This window comes from Catalinimonas alkaloidigena (assembly GCF_029504655.1).
Taxonomy (GTDB): Bacteria; Bacteroidota; Bacteroidia; order Cytophagales; family Cyclobacteriaceae; genus Catalinimonas; species Catalinimonas alkaloidigena.
The window spans coordinates 1-20,746 of the sequence record NZ_JAQFIL010000002.1; the positions used below are offsets into that span (position 1 = coordinate 1).

Genomic DNA, 20,746 nt, shown 5'->3' on the forward strand with positions numbered 1-20,746 from the left:
CCCCCATTGGTCTGGACATAGGTGCGGAGACTCCTGAAGAGATCGCCATTGCCATCATTGCTGAGGTTATGGGAAAATTTACGCAAAGAGCTGCCGGTTACTTGAAATTCCGCTCAGGCCCCATTCATCATCGGGATAGTACCAGCGATCAGGTTTTTAAAGAAGTCTTGTTATAAGAAATCAACATTAAACATCCATATGCATGGAAAAGAAGCATTCCTGGTAAGTCTATTGTGCATGATCATTCTTTAACTCATATATTCTTATAACTCAACACTATTTTATACTTGATATTATTATTTCTGCAAAAACTCATAAAACCCAGATTATTACCATGGCAACTTTTAACCTGAATATCAACGGAAAGACACAGCAGGTAGATGTTGATCCAAGCACGCCCATGCTTTGGGTGTTAAGAGATCATCTCAAATTGGTAGGCACTAAATATGGCTGTGGCATAGCCCAATGTGGTGCCTGTACGGTACATCTGAATGGAACAGCGGTACGCTCCTGTCAATTACCTGTTTCAGCAGTAGGTGATCAAGCTATTACAACCATAGAAGGACTTTCTGAAAAGGGAGACCATCCGGTGCAGAAAGCATGGCTGGAGCATGATGTCCCCCAGTGCGGCTATTGCCAGGCTGGTCAGATCATGACAGCAGCAGCCCTCCTGGACAAGAACGCTAATCCTAACGATGAAGAAATAGAGACAGCCATGAATGGTAATATCTGCCGCTGTGGTACTTACACCAGGATTAAAAAAGCCATCAAAACAGCCACAACTCTATAAACTTACCAGCCTATGACACGCGTAAAAACAAATATGAATAGAAGGTCTTTCATGAAAGCTTCTGCCCTAGCCGGTGGAGGTATGATGCTTAGCTTTAGTTGGCTGGCGGGATGTAACCCCACAGAGGAAGAGACCTTGGCCATGCCCAAAGAATGGTTTGAACTAAACAGCTATATCAAAATAGGAGACAATGGAGTGGTAACTTTAATGTCGCCTAATCCTGAATTTGGCTCCAATGTCAAAACTTCCATGCCGATGATTCTGGCCGATGAGTTGGGTGTGGATTGGAAGAATGTGATTGTAGCGCAAGCCAATTTTTATCCCGAACGATTTGATCGCCAGTTTACCGGAGGTAGCCAGGGCATTCGTCAGGGGTGGACGCCCTTACGTACAGCAGGAGCTACAGCCCGGCAAATGCTGGTGATGGCTGCTGCGCAAAACTGGAAGGTGCCTGTCGAAGAAATCACTACCGATGCTGGTACATTGCTCCATAAAGCTAGCGGCAAAAAATCAGGTTATGGAGAAGTGGCTTCCCTGGCAGCAACGCTGGATGTACCCGAAGAAGTGGAATTAAAAGATGTCAAAAATTTTAACATCATAGGCCATTCCAAGAAAAATGTAGAAGGACAAAACATCGTGACCGGCAAGCCCATGTTTGCCATGGATCGTGATGAGGAAGGCATGCTGATTGCCATGATCGCCCATCCTCCTGCCTTTGGTCTGAAAGTAAAGTCAGTGGATACCAATGCAGTCAAATCCATGCCCGGCATCCGCGATGTTTTTGTATTTGAGACCCTTCCCGACGATTACGAAAGAAACGGCTTTGACACCACCTCTTTCACCGAACTGATCGCCATTGTAGGAAACACTACCTGGGAGGTGATGAACGCTAAAAAGGCCTTGAAAGCAGAGTGGGAAGAAGCCCCTGACAAAGAAGTGACAGTAGCCGGATGGCGTGGTAAAGAGACCATACTGATTCCCGGTGGTATTGAAAGTACCGACGGACACAAAGCACAGATGGAAGAAATGGGCAGGAAGAAGGCGCAGGAGCTCAGAAGGGATGGTGATCCGGAGGGAGCCTTTAAAAACGCTGCCAAAGTCATTGAGCGTACTTACAATGCGCCTTACCTGGCGCACAACTGTATGGAGCCGATGAACTGCTTTGCCAACGTCACTGCTGATAAGGCTGAGGTCTATGGTCCCACCCAGGCACCGGAATTCACCATGCAGGCAATCTCCGCCTGTTTGAAAATACCCCGGGAAAATATACAGATTAATCTGGCTAGAATGGGAGGAGGATTTGGACAGCGGGCCTACGGACATCACATGGTAGAAGCAGCGCTCATTTCCCAAAAGGTGAAGGCACCGGTCAAGATGATCTATACTCGTGAGGATGATATGACCTACGGTATCTACCGACCTACCTACACCGCTACATACCGGGCAGCCTTGGATGAAAATAACAATCTGATAGCCTTCCACGTCAAAGGCGGAGGAATACCTGAACATGCCGTGCATGCAGACCGCTTTCCTGCTGGTGCGGTAGATAACTACCTGGCCGAAGGATGGGCGCTTAACTCCAACATTACCATTGGGGCCTTTCGTGCTCCTCGTTCCAACTTTATTGCCGGAGCAGAGCAATCCTTCCTGGATGAACTGGCAGAACAGGCTGGTAAAGACCCGATTGATTTTCGCCTGGAGCTTCTGGAGCGGGCCAAAAATAATCCGGTAGGTGAGGACAATGATTATGACCCTGACCGTTACGCTGGCGTTTTGAAGCTGGTGAAGGAAAAGTCCAAATGGAATGAAAAGCCTGCTGGTGTACATCGGGGTGTGTCTGCTTATTTCTGCCATAACAGCTATGTAGCTGAGGTGCTGGATCTGAAGATGGAGGACAACATGCCCAAAGTGGAAAATGTCTACGCTGCTGTAGATTGTGGCATCGTAGTCAATCCTGATGCTGCTGTAAATATGGGCGAAGGGGCTATCGTGGATGGTATTGGCAATGCTTTCTTTGGTGAGTTGACTTTTATAGATGGCGTACCTCAGAAAAAGAACTTTGACCAGTATCGCATGATCCGCCAAAAAGAAGCTCCCAAATCCATTGAAGTTCATTTTGTACAGAATGAACACGCCCCTACCGGTCTGGGTGAACCTTTGTTTCCCCCGGTATTTGCAGCAGTCGCCAATGCTTTGTATCAGGCCACAGGCAAGCGTTTTTATAACCAGCCTTTTGCACAAAATTTAGATACTTCCGAATTGCAGATGTAGATGTGAGAAATGAAAGAATTGAAGCTTTATAACCGTATCTTCAAGAGCAGGATACGGTTATGTTTTTTTAAAATTGAGGGTGCTGATATACTACAACTTTCACACTACGGTTCAATAATCGCTTATATGTTAAACAACCTATACCCTACCCCTGAATCCGTTAATGTTAATTAAATTTAACGCTTTCAGTGATTTCTTCTTTTTATAATTTCTCTATCTCTTCTTTATTTAACCCAGTGATTGTTGATATTTTTTCAATGCGGTCACCATACTTTTTCATTGATCTGGCTATCTCAAATTCTCTTTCACTAGCCCCTTCTTTTTTAGCAGTTTCAATTACACTGAATTGATCTCTATAGATCTTTAACCTTTCTTCGTATGCTTTCATCTCTTCTGAATTTTGAAAGATAAACGAGTTATCAGCTCTCTAATATCTTTAAAAACTCTTTGAAATTTTGTCTTAACTCTTTGATTATTTCTTTACGTTTTGGGTCACCTTTACTCATTTTTAATGCCTTATTGGTAAGAGATGCTAATGATTTTTTTAGTGCTTTGATCTTGTCGCTATCAGGAGCTTCCTCCTCTTCCATTGACTCATTTTGCAGCAGGGTAATAGTCTTTTCCAGACTATCTGTATCTCGTAATTTCTTCTGAATCTGCTTGAGATATTTAGGTTCACTATCTACTAAGCTAGTAATGGTTTTTTTACCTGCTTTGATATTTCCATTAAGAATATTCCATCGTAAATCCTGATCATTACCAGTCAATTTTTCCAACGCCAATGCAAATTGACCATCTCTGCGAATAGTTTTTTCGTTTACACCATACTCTTCGGATAGTTTCGCAGCAGTAGGAGAGTGCAAGTGGACATCTTGTCCATTTGCTTCTTTTCGCTCTCTATTTCCACCCCAGGTATACTTTTCGTTTTCATACCTGATCCCTCTTAGGTAGCTCATTTGTAAAGGAGTAAGATTTCGTCGAGCCATCTGATTACCTATCATCCAATCTTTAACTTCTCCTTTATTATTGAAGTTTTTAAGACGAATATCAAATTTGATATTATTTTTTTGACATAGCCTATATCGGTTGTGACCATCTATCAAAATAAAGCTATCTCCCGATTGCCATACTATCAATGGCTCTCTACAGCCTTCTTGTTTGAGGCTCACTTCAAGCTGTTCTAATTCATCTTCTGAAAGAGGAGGAATGAGACCATCCAGTTCTGGATCAATAGTAATATTGTTTTTTATATCATTTTCTGCACCCTTAAATAGGGCAACGCTCAACTTTTCTCTCTTACTCTTAGCCATGATATACTAATTTACCCAACATCTCTTTGGTTAGTGATTTATAATCTTCAGCGGCTGCACATTTACTATCGTAGGAAAAAATATCTTGTTTTAGTGAGCTTGCTTCAACGACAGAAATATTCCTTCGTATCATAGATTGATACACTAAACCATTATAAGTATCACGAACTGCATCGATAATGCTTTTACTCATTACAGTATGATCAATTTGTGTAATTAGGATACCTGATACATTGAGGGTTGAATTAAGACCTTTAGCACTTTCTACTGCTGCCATAATGGTGTCCATTCCCTTTGTAGGCAGATATTGACTTTGTAAAACAATCATTACATCAGTTGAAGCTAGTAAAGCATTATTTGTTAATATACCCAAGGAGGGAGGACAATCAATTAGAACATAATCATACTCATTTTTAACAGCTGCCAGTGCATTTTTTAAAGCAAGATACCCCTTGACTTGTAAGGCTTGTAATTTACTTTCAGCTACTGTCAAATCTAGGTCTGAAGGAACAATGTCAAGAGTTTCACTAAGTCGTACAATTGGAAGAGGTTTATCTTCACAAAAGGTATGATAAATACTTTGCTCTGGATCTTCAATTCCTACTGATTGTGATAAATTTGCTTGAGGGTCAATATCAACAATCAATACTTTATAACCTTCAATTGAAAGGGCTTTTCCCAAGTTAAGAGTGGTGGTAGTTTTCCCAACTCCTCCTTTATGATTAATTATACTTTTGATGACCATACTAAATGATTAATTAAAATGTTACAGCTTTTGGAGCATGAATATCATGTCTAATGCTCTTGAGATTTTGTCTCGCTACTCTTCTCCTCATTTTCTAATAGATTATCCAAGCACTCTTTACTTATCTTGTATACTTCAAGTAAAGACCTTTCGCTACCTACATAATTAGCTTGCAATCCATAAACACTCTTTCTAAGCTCTTTATGTTCAATTTTTTCTTTGTAGTGAGAAACTTCTGCAATAGAGAAGCCTAATTGAAGCATCCATTTGCTTAGTTGATCCAAATTTGTAGTCTTTTCTTTTCTGCGAGAGACGTGAGTAACAGAATGTATTCCGCTATCTAAATTTATGATTTGCTGTCCATTTTTTAACTGAGACTTAGGTATTCTTTTAGCTTTTTCCTTTTTATTGAACCCTATTTTCTTACCAAAGAAAAACTTTAGCTTAACTACTTTTCGCGTCCCGCATTTATCTTCTCTGAAAGTAAAAGGATAGTTATTTTTTTCTAGGTCTTCCTGTACAGGTATCAGTACCCTATTTTTGAAGTTTGAATAAAGTTTATACTTTTTTTCTAAATGCAACATCTCTTTTAGTTCGTCCACTCTAACCTCAAAATACCCTGAGTCTTCGAACTGTACCAGGAACCAAAAGAATCGGTAGGAGTAAACACTATTGAGATTATTCCACCTCTGATATTCTACTGCTTTAAAATTCTCTGATAAATTTAATAGATATGGAGCCGCTTTGGCATTAAAACATGCTACAATATATCCTTCACCCTCAGTGTATGAGCAGATGCTCATTAAAGGAATAGACTCCCATTTTTTTCTACCTCCCTTGATAGTCTGTTCTATCTGTAAACTCTTCCTAGTGAGTTCATGTGTCGCTGCCTTAATTTCTGTATAGTGAATTGACTTCTTCGCACTTTGTAACATTTGACAGGGGATACGAATATCTCTAAACTCTTTATCGTCTTTTCTAATCTGCAACAGCATATAAACAAATATTCTCAGCTCGTTTAAACTCATGTCAAAACGAGCATTTATGAGTTTTTTGTGTTGTACTACTAGCTTTCGCGGATTGTGATATTCTACAAGCATAGAGTTTATGTAATTCCAAAGGTCAATTTATAATATTTTGGCTACTTCAACATACGAAGTTTAACGTTCATTGTAATTTGTCGTCGAATTTGTAATAGTTCGGAAAATTTAAATAACCCGTATTCCAGTCGATTTTTGACTTATGAGATTTTATTTTGGGTTTTTACATCGAAATTGTAATAGTTAGAATTGATAATAATTTTTTTTTAACAATTAATATCTTCTCAGACTGTTTATTCAATACTAAATAAATAAAGTTTATTTTAATTTATTAATATTTATATATGTTTATAGGGTGCAGTAAGCATCTGATTAACAGTTGTTTACATGCCATTACTATTACATTTTCGATTAATTCTATTACATTCTCGACGCAAAGTATTACGAATTCGACGCTTTACTAATACATTTTCGACTTATTCTATTACAAATTCGACGTCTATTACATTTTCGATCCCAATTGTTCTTTTCTAGCTCAAAAGCCGTATTTCTTTTGTTTATTGACTTTAAACTATTACAAATTCGACGCAAAATACCCTTCACTTCCAACAAACTATTACAAATTCGACGTTTAAGTTTATTTAATTGAATTGGCCCGTAAGATGGTTGCTTAGATCAGAAACCGATAGCAATCTTCATTAATCTCTTTTGTCCATGTAAAACTTCTCATTCATCTTGGCAAATAAGTGAGACACTTTCTCACTTATTCAGGATCATAACCTATGCCTCATTTGCTGCGTTTGTTAATATGGCTGAAATTCCCTAAAGTTGGGAATAATTTTGAATGGATGATTGTTGAATTTGAAGATGAATATTTGCTGGATCTTTACAAAGGTAAACCTAAGGGAAAGCCAAAGTATCAGGCTACTGTAGTCAAACAGTATCGTAAGACTGTAAGAGTGTTACAGATGGTAAATGGTATTCAAGGGCTAAGAAGTTTTAGGAGCCTGAATTTTGAAGCTTTAAGTGGTAATCTCCAAGGACTATTTTCTGTTAGGGTCAATAAACAATATCGAGTCCTCTTTAGGATCAAAGACGATCAGCTTCAAATTGAAAAAGTGATTTCAATTACAGAACTCAGTAAACATTACGAATAATGGCAAATTATAAAGTAGTAGACAAAAATGGAGTCGAGGTTCAAAGTGCGGAGCCTATTCATCCGGGTGAAATTCTTTTGGATGAACTAGAAGCACGTGAGATACCTCAAAATGCTTTTGCAAAGGAGCTTGGCATGAAAGCTTCCCATCTCAATGAAATTATTCACGGAAAAAGAAATATTAGCCCATCTATGGCTTTAAAATTAGAGACTCTGCTGGAAATCAGTGCTAGCTTTTGGGTGCGACTGCAAGCCGAGTACGATCTTGATAAAGTAAGGTTAGAAAAAGCGAGTGTCTAAAAATATATGGTTAGAGCTTCATTAATTCCATCCAGATAATGAGCCAAAGTGAAGAAGTCATGTTCACTCTCGAGATTGACTTGGTTGCTGGTTAAGGTGGCTTCTGGTTGCTAAAAATTTACATATGTATCTAGCTTATGTATTTAGTTGAAAAAAGAGTAGGAGAGAGGTGAGAGAAAAGTCTACTTTGTCTTATTAACTTTGCATCCAATCAATTTTTACAGTTAATCATTACTGGAAAAAGGAGGGTTTATTTTATAATGATTTACCATTAAAATGGCTTTCCAACTGGATCGTATTTAGCAGTCTTCCTAAATGCTCATGTTAGAAAACTCATGATCACCAGTACCATTTAGTACTATGAATGAAGCACTGGGTTTGCATACCAAACACCCGAAAAAAAGTAGCACTTTTTTATGGTGGAATAGGGGAGAGGCTAATCAAGAGAGAAAAATCCTCAAAGATTATTTTTTATATACTGTACGAAAGCCAACCCATTTTTTCGCTTGCTTATATGAAATTGTCTGTCCTTCTATACTAAATCGGGCAGCATGTAAATAACTCCCTCCATAGCTGACCCCATCTCGTATTGTCATCTCACATAAATTACCTTGAATATCATATAACCCATATTTGTTACCTTTAAAAGATGCTACAGGTAAAGCTTGAGTACCACAATTTTCAAGTGCCCTTTGAATTTTTCTATCTGCACATGTAGTACATGAAGCATAATTGAAAGTAGAACACAGTGTAGTTTTAGTAGTTAATAAACTATCTTCTTTGGTGTTCATAATTTCATACTCTTCAAGAGTAGGCAAATGAAAATGAAATTTTGAGTTTTTTCCAAGTTTGATGTTTTCGACTTTCGTTCTCCAGGTGCAAAATTCATTTGCTTGATCATATGTGATTCCTGAAATAGGGCATGAGAGAATAGAATCAATTTTTTTGGTGTTTCCCTCTATGCTTTTTGGGATTGGGAGGTAAATAGCCCTAGAAACTCCAAGTTGAGTAAAATATAACTGTTTCTCGTTCTGTTGATAAAAAAGGGCTTTTAAATCATTATCAAGAAAAGCGAGATCTGGCAATAGAGCAATATCAGGAAAAAAATTTGTTGGCGCTATCACCTTCTTTCTGTTGTAGTTTTCATAATATGCTAAGTCTTGATAATACACAAATTCTAGCCATTCAGCTACAGTGATTTCAGTATCATCAGCAAAAAAACCTTTTACCCAAGTTGTACCCCATGGGCGTGAGGTAGTACAGTGTGTAAAAATGGAAGCAGTAAAAAGAATTAGAAGAACATATCTGGCCATATGAATTGCATTATAAGCATGCAATTTAATGTTGTTTTCACTATGTGCTTAGTGTAACAATAAAGAACTTAGGTTATATGTATGGAAAAGGGACCTTTTTAACACAGGACAAGACACTGTGTCGTCCTAAATTTTATTCCTTTATAAAGGTTAATAAATAGTTTTTTTTAAGGAAACATCTGTTTTTTCACCCACACCTACATGTACCATTTCTCTCTATTTACCTTCATTACTGATCATTAGTTTTAATAATTTGGTACTTTAATTATATTAATTATAATTTTATTTCTATGAATAGCATTATGCGGCTATTTCTTTTGTACTGCATCTTTTTCACACAAGTTGCTTGGGCACAAAGACCTTTTATTAGTACTTGGAATATTTCTTCGGACCTGCAAATTACTATTCCTACTAAAGGTGAAGGATACAACTATATTGTAGATTGGGGCGATGGTAAAGTAGACATTGGTGTGACGGGTAATATCTCTCATATTTATGACAGCACTAGGATTTATACGGTGTCTATAACAGGGGATTTTCCACATATTTATTTTAATAATGAGGGAGATAAAGACAAAATTTTAACGGTAGAACAATGGGGAGATATCCAGTGGAAAAGCATGGAAAGTGCCTTTAGTGGCTGTTCCAATCTAACAATACCTGCTACTGACAGGCCTGACTTGAGCAATGTGACAAACATGAGTTCCATGTTTTACTATGCTGAAAGCTTCAATCAAGACATTAGTAGTTGGGACGTTAGCAGTGTGACAAACATGAGTAAAACGTTTTATCGTGCTGTAAAATTCAACCAGAAAATTAATAGTTGGGATGTTCGGAATGTTACCGATATGAGCTATATGTTTCTCTTTGCTAGAGATTTTAACCAAGCTATTAGTGACTGGAATGTCAGCAATGTTACTAAAATGTACTCTATGTTTCATTATGCAGAATCCTTCAACCAGTACATTGGCAATTGGAATGTCAGCAATGTTACCGATATGAGATATATGTTTTACTATGCTAAATCTTTTAATCAGTACATTGGCAATTGGGATGTGAGCAACGTTACAAGTATGGATCATATGTTTTCACATGCTACTCGCTTCAATCAAGATATTGGCAATTGGGATGTGAGTAACGTTACAAGTATGGGATCTATGTTTACCTATGCAAGCTTCTTTAATCAACACCTTGACAATTGGGATGTAAGCAACGTTACTTTCATGGGTAATATGTTTAATAATGCTACATCATTTAATGGGCAGATAAGTAGTTGGGATGTGAGCAAAGTTACTTATATGAAATCCATGTTTTTCCATGCCAATGTCTTCAATCAGAATATCAATAATTGGGATGTTAGCAATGTCATTAATATGAATGTAATGTTTAGTTACGCTAGAGGTTATAATCAAGATCTTAGTAGCTGGGATGTGAGTAATGTAACTAATATGAGCGGTATGTTTTCCAATGCAATTTCCTTTAATCAAGATATTGGGAGCTGGGATGTGAGTAGTGTAACTGATATGGGCGGTATGTTTTCCAATGCAGTTTCCTTTAATCAAGATATTGGCAATTGGGATGTTAGTAAGCTTACAAACATGAGCCATATTTTTTATAAAGCTTCAGCTTTCAACCAAAACCTTAGTGGATGGAATGTGAGTAACATTACTGACATGAGCTATATGTTTCAATATGCTTCTTCATTTAACCAGGATCTAAGTAGTTGGGATGTGAGCAATGTCATCAATATGAGTAGAATGTTTCAATATGCTTCGGCCTTTGACCAAGACTTGAGTAGTTGGAATATCCAGAAAGTAGGTATAATGAGTTATATGTTTTCTAGTTCTGGATTATCTCCAACTAACTATGATAAAATTTTAATAGGATGGGCGGACCAAAATGTACAAGCCTTTGTTTCTCTCGGTGTTTCCTCTTCTTACTGTCACGGGGCTGAAGCAAGAAATAAATTAACCCGCAAATTTGGATGGTTAATTACAGATCAAGGAATAGATTGTAGTACTGCTACAAATTTCCTTTCATTTGAATTAAGTATTCAAACAAGAGAAGCAGCTATCAATGAAACAAATCATTTTATTTCACTTGAAGTGCCCTTTGGTACAAATATAAAAAGTCTTCGCCCTAGCTTTGCACTTCATGAAGGAGCTTCTTCTTATCCAGCAAATGGTGATGAGGTGGACTTTTCTTCTCCTGTCACTTATACAATAACTGCTAAAGACGGAATTACTCAAGAAGAGTGGATAGTAGATGTTTCAGTTGCTGAGCCAATTCCCTTAAATGTTGATACTGACTTTCTTATTTTTGAATTAAAAACTCAAACAAAGGAAGCTACAATTGATACAATAAATCATATTATTAATATTGAGGTAGCTTATGGAACAGATGTATCTGAATTAACCCCAATTTTCACTCTCTCAGAAGGAGCAACAGCAATCCCTAGTAAGAACTCTACTTTAGACTTTACCGATCCAGTCACTTTTGTAGTTACAGCTGAAGACGAATTTACTACTCAAAACTGGAATGTAATAGTTTCTATTGCTCCTAACAATAAAACTGACTTTCTTATTTTTGAATTAAAAACTCAAACAAAGGAAGCTACAATTGATACAATAAATCATATTATTAATATTGAGGTAGCTTATGGAACAGATGTATCTGAATTAACCCCAATTTTCACTCTCTCAGAAGGAGCAACAGCAATTCCTAGTAAGAACTCTACTTTAGACTTTACCGATCCAGTCACTTTTGTAGTTACAGCTGAAGACGAATTTACTACTCAAAACTGGACAGTTCTTTTGTCAGAGGTCCCATCTCCAAATTTATTTATTACCACTTGGGAAATTAGAAATACTTGGAATAATGATGTAACCATTCCTACTATTGGAGAGGGATATAATTATACTATTGATTGGGGAGATGGCAACAAAGATACAGATGTTACTGGAGAAATTACCCATATCTATACTGAGCCAGGAATCTATACAGTCTCGATCTCTGGAGATTTTCCTAGAATTTATTTTAATAATAGTGGCGATAAATTTAAAATTATCACGGTAGAACAATGGGGTAATATCCAATGGAAAAGCATGGAAAGAGCTTTTTGGGGCTGTTCTAACTTGAAGATTCCTGCACCTGATGCTCCAGATTTAAGCGAAGTTACTAGTATGAAATATATGTTTCAATCGGCAGAAAGATTCAATCAGGACATTAGCCATTGGGATGTGAGCAATGTGACTGATATGAGCTATATGTTTCATACTGCAACCAGTTTTAATCAAAACATTGGCCAATGGGATGTGAGCAATGTTACTAACATGAGTTCTATGTTTCGATATGCATCTTCATTTAACCAGGATATTAGCCATTGGAATGTCAGCAATGTTTTGGATATGAGATATATGTTTTGCTTTACTGAATCATTCAATCAAGATATTGGTAACTGGAATGTTAGTGGAGTAACAGACATGGAATTAATGTTTTACAATGCAGCAAGCTTTAATCAAGATATTGGTAACTGGGATGTCAGTAAGGTTAAGAATATGAAATGGATGTTCTACTATGCTTCAGAATTTAATCAGAACCTTGGTAATTGGGATATTAGAAATGTTAAAACGATGAGTTCTATGTTTTCATACACTTCTTTATCTCGTTCTAATTATGATAATGTTTTATTGAGTTGGGCGGCCAAAGAAGTACAAAAGAGTGTGTATTTGGGAGCTTCTGCTTCTTACTGCCAAGGTACTGAAGCAAGAAAGGTTTTAGTCAATAACTACGGATGGAACATAACTGATAGAGGGAATTATTGTAGTCCAGAAAATAATCTAATTACATTTCAACTATACCAACAAATTGGTTATTCACAAATTGATTCTATTAACCATACTATTAATATTGAAGTTAGTTATAATTCTGATGTAACTGCTCTTCAACCAATAATTTCAACTTCTGAAGGTGCTAGTATTTTACCAAGTGAAAATAAAGTTGACTTTACAAGTCCTGTCATCTACACTATAACTTCTGAAGATGGAAGCAACAGTCAGGATTGGCTTGTAATTGTTACAAAAGAAGCTAATGATGCTACTGATTTTCTTTCTTTTGAATTGAGCGCTCAGACTAAGGAACCAGTCATTGATACAGTCAATCATACAATTGAAGTGGAAGTAGCTTACGGTACTAACATAACTACTTTAGCCCCTGTTTTTACTCTGTCTGAGGGTGCGAAAGCTAAATCGGTTAGTGACTATTCTATAGATTTCTCAGCTCCTGTAGTTTATACTGTAACGGCTGAAGATGATTCCACCTCCCAAGTCTGGGTTGTGACTGTTTCTGTTGCTGATAAGCCTGATGTACTAAGTACTGATACAGACTTTATTTCATTTGTGATAAATGAGCAAATTGTAACAGCAGTCATTGATACAGTCAATCATACAATCAATGTAGAAGTAACTAACGGTACAGATATTACAGCTTTAACACCCATTTTTACCCTATCAAAAGGAGCAACTACTTCTACTATAAGTGGTTCCGAGTTGAATTTTACCAATCCTGTCGCTTTTATAATTACAGCAGAAGATAGGGCTACCGTTCAAAGCTGGATAATCACCGTTTCTATTGTTAATCAAGATAAAGAAGAGGAAGAAATTTTAAGTGGTGCTACAAATTTTCTTTCTTTTGAATTAAAGAAGCAGAGCAAAGAAACATTTATAGATACGTTAGAACACACTATAGACATAGAAGTGTATCATGGTACCGATGTAACTACTTTAACTCCCTCTTTCACCCTCTCTGAAGGTGCAACAGCTGTACCAGCTAATAACTTAACGATAGACTTCTCAACTCCAGTTACTTACACTGTAACCGCTGAAGATGACTCTACCAATCAAGCATGGATCGTAACTGTTTCTGTAGTTGAAGAAGTTAATAAAGAAGAGCGAAGTACTGCTACAAGCTTCCTTACTTTTGAATTGAGTAAACAGACTAGAGAAGCAATAATAGATACCCTAAATCATACCATTAATGTGGAAGTAGCTTACGGTACAGATATCACTGCTTTGACTCCTTCTTTCACTCTCTCTAAGGGAGCCACTGCTGTACCGATAAGTGATGCTACAATAGACTTTTCAACTCCAGTTACTTACACTGTAACCGCTGAAGATGACTCTACTATGCAAGATTGGGTGGTTTCAGTCTTGTTAGTGGAAGAAGTATTAGGTATAGAGGAGCTTCAATTTGAATGGGAAGTTTATCCTAACCCTACAAACCAGCAATTATTTGTCAAAACTACTACACCTGTGGATGTACAAATAACTGATTTAAATGGGAATATCCTTTCCAATAAGAAATCAGGAAGGTATCTAGTTTTTGATATTAGTAATTTAAAAGATGGGCTTTATTTTCTTATCATTAAAGATGGACCTAACATAGTGACTAAGAAAGTACTAAAAACAAACTAATCATGTAAGAATCGGGTGCATGAAACTTTTCCTCAAGCGGCAATTTTGCCATACTGAGCAATGTTTATAACCTTTTGCCATTGGTTGCTTTTTTTGGCTACCCTAAGCTGAGCTATCTGCTGGGCCCCTGTTTTAGACCATCTTTGTCCAGATCTTTTTAGTCTATGCTGTATCACCTCACGATGAGCAGACTCAATAGCACCGCTACCTATAAGCAGCTTCCTTTCTCTGTAAAAGCCATAGTACATACGATGTTGATTTCGCTTATAGTAGCGGATTAGGCGATCCAGCATCAAAAGAGCATCGTCTTTTACTCTACTTTTGAGCATCTCAAAATGCCTCAACAAATAGTCAACCCGGTTATCAAGCAGGATATTTTTTATTGCTTCTATCCAGCTCTTCTGTACATTCACATCTATAATGGCCAGTTTGACAAAGTCCCAGGCATACTGTAGTGCATGGTAGAAGTCCAGAATCTGTAAAGAATTCGTATGATTTTTCTCTATCCAATCCCATATCCAGGAAGCACCATCTGCAATAAAAATGGGGCACTTAACCTCAGGGATATGATGGTCCAATCGCTTCAAAAAAGTGGCAGCATCTCCCAAATAAGCCACATATTCTGAGTGCAAAATTTTGGGATATTTCTTGGCATATGCTTCTTTAATTGGAATCTGGAATAGGCGTCCTAGCTTTATTTCTTTCCATTTTTCCTCTCGGGTTAATAGCATTGAACCATCCATCTGAACATAGGTATAGACTTGCTGAGAAGCTTCTAATTGAGTTGCCTTATGCTCCTCTATTTGCTCTATAGCAGCTTCCTCCTCTAATTTGGAGCCCATATGTTCACTCACTTTCTGTAGTTGCTTGGCTGACAAATCTACGTCTAGGAGCTTCTTTAGTAGCTCACTACCTTCCTCAAAAACATAGTCACTGCCCAAATAAGCAATGATTTCTTGTAAATGACTGGAAATACGAAAACCGTTAGGGCACTCAGCCAAAGGATGAGATTTGTCTACAATAACTTCTCCCCACTGGCTCTTTACTTTTTTTTACTATTCTTAGCATACTTTTCTTCTCCTAAGGATGCCTGAAACACTTCTTTACCTAGTTTTTGCCATAATTCGGTAAAACTTTTTTCATATGCGTAACCACTAGCCTGGTTTTCTTGTGACTTTTGCCAGGCTTTTAATTCTTGAGCAATTTTGTGAGTGAGTTCATCTGAAGTTTTCATAGCTGAAAAAGGTTGGCCTCTCTCAAGATATGAAGTTTTGTCCTCAGGATAAATCTCGCGAAAGGAAAAGTTTCATGCACCCTAAGAATCAGGATAGAGTGCAAAAAATTAGTAGCTGTCTTGAATGGGACACCATTTTCGTTACTTAATTATTCTTATGTTAAGTGGATGTGAATCAACTATTTAGTATATTGGGATTCGGAAATCATAACGTGGCTTGCTACTATTACCAGTCTAAGGTAAGTCACAGAAGGCAGCTCTTTCTGAGGGCTGCTTTCTTTTTTTTGATACTTTCCTGTGGTTCTATAATGAGATAATTTACACTTGAAGAAAAAGAATTTTTTATTGAAGCGAAGCAAATTTATGATAAACAATGTAATAGGCCAGTCTCAGAATATCTAAATCCTGTATGGATAGCTTTCGTAGCTATCATGGTTGGCTCTTAGTAGTTGGGTGGAGAAGAAATGCTAAAGTCAACCAAGTTTTAAAAGAGAAATAAGATTATAAAAAAAAGCCCAGGAGGGTATGTTCCGCATATATTCCTGGGCTTAATCATGTTAAACTAAAACTTATGCATGACACCTCTTTTTGAGGATACTGTAAATATCGCAAGTGTAGCGTACTTTTCATTACGGAGTTCTTGCGTAAGCTTACCAGGTAAGAAAAAAATGGAGTTGCCACAACGGAGTTGCCACAATGCAGCTGCTCTTCTTAGGCTTTGAGCTGTTGATAATGATTATACAACACTGCAATACTACTAAGAAAGATTAGAGGAAAAGTTAAGGCAAGATTACTATACTGTTATCAAAAGCAAAAGCCCGGCTCTTTATGCGATAGGAGATACCGGGCTTTCTATAAGTACAGTCAAATACATAGCTAAGTACGCTACTGCTGCGATAAAATACCGCTGCTATTTCGTACTGGTATTACGTTGTAAGGAACATATAAATACTATCAGCTTATTTGTGACGGTAATTAAACTAAAAATCATGCATGCTTATAGATATTAGACCAGTCTGCTCTTAAACATGTCAAATAGTTAATCTAAATCTTTCTCTCAATGAACAGTAGGCCTGTAGAAGAAGTTTTCACACTATCTACGACTAAAATATCAGACTTCTACGATGGGTATGTTGAAAAAAACTTTCTACTACGGGATTATATTGCTAAGCATCGGGGTAATCCTAATGTCACTGCTATCATTACTCTTTGATGTAAACGTATGGTGGATCAAAGCACTTGATTTTCCTCGGGTACAGTTTTTATTGGTGGGGTTGTTATGCCTGCTCATGTTTGGCGTACTTAATCAACGCTGGTCATTTTGGGCAGCTTTTCTAACAGTGGGTCTCATCTCTTCTATCGGATTGCAGCTATATTTTATCATACCATACACTTCACTTGTTCAAAAAACAGTAAAAACCTTTAACACTCAGGACATTAACAAAAGTAATAAAGTGAAGCTTTTGGTTGCTAATGTATACATGCATAATAGACAGGCGACATCATTTTTGGATATTGTAAAGCAAACAGAACCTGATATGGTCTTGGTCATGGAAACCAACCAATGGTGGATCAAGGCCCTTCAGCCGCTCCGTAAAAAGTATGCCTATTATCATGAATACCCAGCTGACAATACGTATGGGATGGGGCTTTATTCTAATTTTCCTCTCCTAGACCTAGAGACTAAGTTTTTGCAGCATAGTGATGTGCCTTCCTTTCATACCAAAGTGCAATTACCCAGCGGAAATACCTTTCTCTTCCACGGTGTACATCCTGTTCCCCCAGTGCTTAGCAAACATCCTGATAATAAAGGTGAGCAGGAGATTGCGTTGATTAAAGTAGGCCGAATGGTTGCTCAAAACAATATACCATCCATCGTGGCAGGTGACTTTAATGATGTAGCCTGGTCAAATACTTCCCGGCTTTTCCAGACGACAGGTGAGTTAAACGATATTCGAGTGGGCCGAGGTTTGTACAACTCATTTGATGCCAATTCCCCCATGCTCCGTTGGCCCTTAGATCACGTGTATGTGACTGAGCGCTTTGAGCTAAAGCATTTAGAACGATTAGGAAAATTTGGCTCTGACCATTTCCCGATCTACGCTGAACTGGTGCTGACCTCAGGGAAGTGATGAGTATGGGTAATTAAATTTCAGGATTTACCAACTTTTCGTAGCAAAATCCGCTTAGTGATGCATTCAATAGCTAATTGTAAGCATTGCATAAGTTCCGAGCCTTGAGTGTAGTCTACTTTTAATAAGTTATCTACTTTTTGGTTCTTTTTAAGCTTGTCATTTTCTTTCCATGCGGCAGAATTATCCTTAGCAAGGCCAATTGCAAACCCTCCTTTTTCGTGTAAAAGAGAAAAAGCCGGGCGATCACTGGAGCCATCCCCTACATAAATAATCTGGGTAAAGGGTACGTACATATCTTTTTGGTCAACATGCTGATGGGTGCTGTCAGGTAGATTAGGACCATCAGTACCTATTCCTTTGGCCAGTTGTTGAATATATTCGCGTTTTTCTTCATGAGTAATAATGTTCTTAATAAACACCAGTTCATCCTGCTCATTAAAGGCATAAGCGCCTCCCCATATTTTTTTAAACTCATCGGCAATTGAAGTTGCCTGTGGAACTTCCACAAAGCCTGCTGTAAGTAGATAAAACTCCAGGTCAATAGAATCGTATGGACAAAAACTACGTAAGCGGTCAAATAATGTGTCTACCCCATTGTATAATTCCAATTCCTCCCCTACTGATTGGAACATCTGGCGAGTGATTTTGGGATTAGCATTTTGGCTGTATTTGATCCATGAGTAAGCCCGTGCCAAAACCTTCTCCCATTTCTGATCTAGTAACTGTTTAACGAAGGTCTCTCGTTCCTCACCGTCAATGCCTGTTTTTTTCAGCATATTAAGATGCGTAGGAGGAGCTAATGTTTCGTCAAAGTCAAAAATAATAGCAATTTTATCTTTAATGGGTAAAGTTACGTCTGGCATAAATCATTATTAGCTTAATTTAATATAAGAACAGACAAATAATGAATATGTTAAGCCACCTCTTCTAAGGGTATAATATGTGTAAGACTTGCTTAACATAAGAATAATTATAACACTTTAAAGATTTTACATCTATCTGCTATACATTACACCGTAATATTGTCACGCATTTGCAGCGGCATTTTATCGCACCAATAGCGTACTTGGTATTTCAAAACTGACGATAAATAAATAAAAGCCCGGCATCCCATCGCATAAAGAGCCGGGCTTTTGCTTTTGATAACAGTATGGTAACCCTGCCTTAACTTTTCCTCTAATCTTTCTTTGTAGTATTGCAGTGTTGTATAACCTTTATCAACAGCTCAAAGACCAAGAAGAGCAGCTGCATTGTGGCAACTCCGTTGTGGCTACCTTACTTTTTTCTTACCAGGTAAGTTTACCCAAGAACTGCGTAATGAAAAGTCCGCTATACTTGCGATATTTACAGTATTATTCAATCTCGTAAGTTATACCATGATGAGCCTGGGGCCTGATTCTCTCCAGGCTTTTCTTTTACCCTATTATGGAAAAGAAAGAATGACCTTTGGAAATATGGGTATAAATAGCTTTTCTGGAAGTATGGGCATGAAGTGATTTGTTATACTCTTTTTGCTTTTCTTGCCTCAGCGCTCTTTTTACTTTGTAAGTATTGATTCTATCAATTGTCACAAGTAAGAGAATAGGGGTAAAACCCGCAATCCATATTATATTAATGACATTGATAAGTTCCATTCAAAGGCTAGCATTGGAGTGAGTAGTGTTACACCTTCAAATAAACAAAATACAACTTAAAATTTGAATAGTTAAATAAAATCATTTTAATAATATGGGCCCGTCTACATAAAGACTGGCAGGATGGCGATACTTCCCCACAAAGAAACTTTAGCAAAGCTGGAGATTACTCTGTAACGATAGAAAACCACTGCTTTACTACCCAATATCACCTGACTCTTCGTAGTGAGAACTGCGACTGTGAACTCCTTCCCGCCAATGTCTTTACCCCAAATGCTGATGGTTACAATGATGTATTTATTATGCCAAACCACCATCGTATTCAAAACATGCGCTTACAAATCTATAAGCGCTGGGGAAAACTACTGTATAGCGGACAGGATGCAGAAGCTCAATGGGATGGCCGTATTGCACACAAAGATCTGGCTCCATCTGGTACTTACTATTGGACACTAAGCTACTTATGTCAACAAGGAGAACAACTCATTCCTCAAAAAAGCAGTAGTTGGGTTAGCTTAGTCAATGAAGCACAATAACAGTAGTAATTTAGATTAAGGTACAATCAGATCTACTGATTTTTGTAATACCACTTCATCCTGATCAATATATTCAACTAAATACTGGTATGTGCCTTCAGCATCTTCAGGCATATATATTTTATGCTCATACGTCCAAGGATTTATTTCTTCGCTAAGAAGTGTATTAGAAATCGGAAGATCATCTATATAAGTACGGATATATTGTTTTTCTCCATATTCGTAGTGCAAAGTACCCTCAATTACCAGCGTATCACTTGCCTGAACTTGATAAGTGTCAGCTTCCTGTTCATTAATTAAAATTCTAATACTTGGAATTGTTGGAGACTCAGCGTCTTCACTGCATGATGAAAGAATGCACATAAGTACTAGAAAGCAAATCAAAGCGTAATCTTTCATAATTCTAAATTAGAATCTCAATTAAGCTTATTCAGACTTTATACATTTTCTTATTATAAGCTATTTCTAGTAGAGTAAGAAAATTAGGTAAATAGGTGCTAAATTTTGACCTATAATATTGATGAAAGTAACAAACTTATGCTTACTGAAACTTCGCAAAGTGATGATAAAGTAGTTTTTAAGCACAACAACAAATGATGTGTAATTCTACTCCTCATATATTTTCTTCTTCACACTTAGTTATCAAGTTTTTAACCCAATGAAAGTATTCAGCAGGAAACGGGTATGTTTGTCTTGTCCTTCCTAAAAAGGTCCCTTTTTCGCACCCCCTACCCTGCCCTTTTGCCCCTTTTTCTAAAAGTGCTCTTACGCTCTTCAATGCCAATTTTTTCTCTTACCCCTCTGTGCAAAA

General features: G+C 37.4%; 18 protein-coding genes. 8 read left to right on the forward strand and 10 right to left on the reverse strand.

Going from position 1 to position 20,746, the window contains the following annotated elements; translation table 11 throughout:
• The first annotated feature begins 334 nt into the window (after window positions 1–334).
• Window positions 335–790, forward strand: a complete 456-nt coding sequence (locus OKW21_RS31525) for a (2Fe-2S)-binding protein (RefSeq protein ID WP_277487918.1) — start codon at window positions 335–337, stop codon at window positions 788–790.
• Window positions 791–802: 12 nt separating this feature from the next.
• On the forward strand, window positions 803–3,061 hold the full coding sequence (locus OKW21_RS31530) for a xanthine dehydrogenase family protein molybdopterin-binding subunit (protein ID WP_277487919.1): 2,259 nt from the start codon (window positions 803–805) through the stop codon (window positions 3,059–3,061).
• Window positions 3,062–3,263: 202 nt separating this feature from the next.
• Here OKW21_RS31530 and OKW21_RS31535 read toward each other — a convergent pair whose 3' ends face one another.
• From OKW21_RS31535 to OKW21_RS31550, 4 genes are read right to left on the reverse strand one after another with little or no spacing between them, the layout of a single operon-like run.
• Window positions 3,264–3,449 carry a hypothetical protein gene (locus tag OKW21_RS31535; RefSeq protein WP_277487920.1) on the reverse strand — a complete coding sequence of 62 codons (186 nt, stop codon included), beginning with the start codon at window positions 3,447–3,449 and terminating at the stop codon, window positions 3,264–3,266.
• A gap of 31 nt (window positions 3,450–3,480) precedes the next feature.
• On the reverse strand, window positions 3,481–4,371 hold the full coding sequence (locus tag OKW21_RS31540; protein ID WP_277487922.1) for a ParB N-terminal domain-containing protein: 891 nt from the start codon (window positions 4,369–4,371) through the stop codon (window positions 3,481–3,483).
• Window positions 4,364–5,116: a ParA family protein gene (locus tag OKW21_RS31545; protein ID WP_277487924.1), complete on the reverse strand. Its 753-nt coding sequence runs from the start codon at window positions 5,114–5,116 to the stop codon at window positions 4,364–4,366. The genes OKW21_RS31540 and OKW21_RS31545 overlap by 8 nt, the downstream gene beginning before the upstream one ends.
• 50 nt (window positions 5,117–5,166) lie before the next feature.
• Window positions 5,167–6,216, reverse strand: coding sequence for a replication initiation protein (locus OKW21_RS31550; protein WP_277487926.1), 1,050 nt, complete (start codon window positions 6,214–6,216; stop codon window positions 5,167–5,169).
• Between the two features lie 722 nt (window positions 6,217–6,938).
• On the opposite strand from OKW21_RS31550, the gene OKW21_RS31555 reads away from it, so the two are divergent.
• Together OKW21_RS31555 and OKW21_RS31560 are read left to right on the forward strand one after the other, a co-directional pair.
• Window positions 6,939–7,313, forward strand: a complete 375-nt coding sequence (locus OKW21_RS31555) for a type II toxin-antitoxin system RelE/ParE family toxin (RefSeq protein ID WP_277487928.1) — start codon at window positions 6,939–6,941, stop codon at window positions 7,311–7,313.
• Entirely contained in the window at window positions 7,313–7,612 is a 300-nt protein-coding gene (locus OKW21_RS31560) for a HigA family addiction module antitoxin (RefSeq protein ID WP_277487931.1), read from the forward strand. The genes OKW21_RS31555 and OKW21_RS31560 overlap by 1 nt, the downstream gene beginning before the upstream one ends.
• Before the next feature lie 464 nt (window positions 7,613–8,076).
• On the opposite strand, the gene OKW21_RS31565 is transcribed toward OKW21_RS31560, so the two are convergent.
• A complete protein-coding gene (locus OKW21_RS31565) occupies window positions 8,077–8,925 on the reverse strand; it encodes an SUMF1/EgtB/PvdO family nonheme iron enzyme (RefSeq protein WP_277487932.1) in 849 nt (282 codons plus the stop codon).
• Window positions 8,926–9,215: 290 nt separating this feature from the next.
• Between OKW21_RS31565 and OKW21_RS31570 the strand changes: the two genes are divergently transcribed.
• A complete protein-coding gene (locus tag OKW21_RS31570) occupies window positions 9,216–14,396 on the forward strand; it encodes a BspA family leucine-rich repeat surface protein (RefSeq protein ID WP_277487934.1) in 5,181 nt (1,726 codons plus the stop codon).
• A 32-nt stretch (window positions 14,397–14,428) separates the two neighbouring features.
• On the opposite strand, the gene OKW21_RS31575 is transcribed toward OKW21_RS31570, so the two are convergent.
• Complete coding sequence (locus OKW21_RS31575; protein WP_277487936.1) at window positions 14,429–15,397, reverse strand: hypothetical protein; 969 nt, start codon at window positions 15,395–15,397, stop codon at window positions 14,429–14,431.
• Between the two features lie 41 nt (window positions 15,398–15,438).
• Entirely contained in the window at window positions 15,439–15,630 is a 192-nt protein-coding gene (locus tag OKW21_RS31580) for a hypothetical protein (RefSeq protein ID WP_277487938.1), read from the reverse strand.
• Window positions 15,631–16,690: 1,060 nt separating this feature from the next.
• Here OKW21_RS31580 and OKW21_RS31585 point away from each other — a divergent pair.
• Window positions 16,691–16,843, forward strand: a complete 153-nt coding sequence (locus tag OKW21_RS31585) for a hypothetical protein (protein ID WP_277487942.1) — start codon at window positions 16,691–16,693, stop codon at window positions 16,841–16,843.
• Complete coding sequence (locus tag OKW21_RS31590) at window positions 16,818–17,762, forward strand: endonuclease/exonuclease/phosphatase family protein (protein WP_277487945.1); 945 nt, start codon at window positions 16,818–16,820, stop codon at window positions 17,760–17,762. The genes OKW21_RS31585 and OKW21_RS31590 overlap by 26 nt, the downstream gene beginning before the upstream one ends.
• A 20-nt stretch (window positions 17,763–17,782) precedes the next feature.
• Here the strand turns inward: OKW21_RS31590 and OKW21_RS31595 are convergent, their stop codons facing one another.
• Together OKW21_RS31595 and OKW21_RS31600 are read right to left on the reverse strand one after the other, a co-directional pair.
• Window positions 17,783–18,628, reverse strand: coding sequence for a hypothetical protein (locus OKW21_RS31595; protein WP_277487948.1), 846 nt, complete (start codon window positions 18,626–18,628; stop codon window positions 17,783–17,785).
• Between the two features lie 875 nt (window positions 18,629–19,503).
• Window positions 19,504–19,725, reverse strand: coding sequence for a hypothetical protein (locus OKW21_RS31600; RefSeq protein WP_277487984.1), 222 nt, complete (start codon window positions 19,723–19,725; stop codon window positions 19,504–19,506).
• Between OKW21_RS31600 and OKW21_RS31605 the strand changes: the two genes are divergently transcribed.
• Complete coding sequence (locus OKW21_RS31605; protein WP_277487952.1) at window positions 19,702–19,935, forward strand: T9SS type B sorting domain-containing protein; 234 nt, start codon at window positions 19,702–19,704, stop codon at window positions 19,933–19,935. The genes OKW21_RS31600 and OKW21_RS31605 overlap by 24 nt on opposite strands.
• 15 nt (window positions 19,936–19,950) lie before the next feature.
• Here OKW21_RS31605 and OKW21_RS31610 read toward each other — a convergent pair whose 3' ends face one another.
• Window positions 19,951–20,334: a hypothetical protein gene (locus tag OKW21_RS31610; protein WP_277487954.1), complete on the reverse strand. Its 384-nt coding sequence runs from the start codon at window positions 20,332–20,334 to the stop codon at window positions 19,951–19,953.
• Window positions 20,335–20,746: the final 412 nt, after the last annotated feature.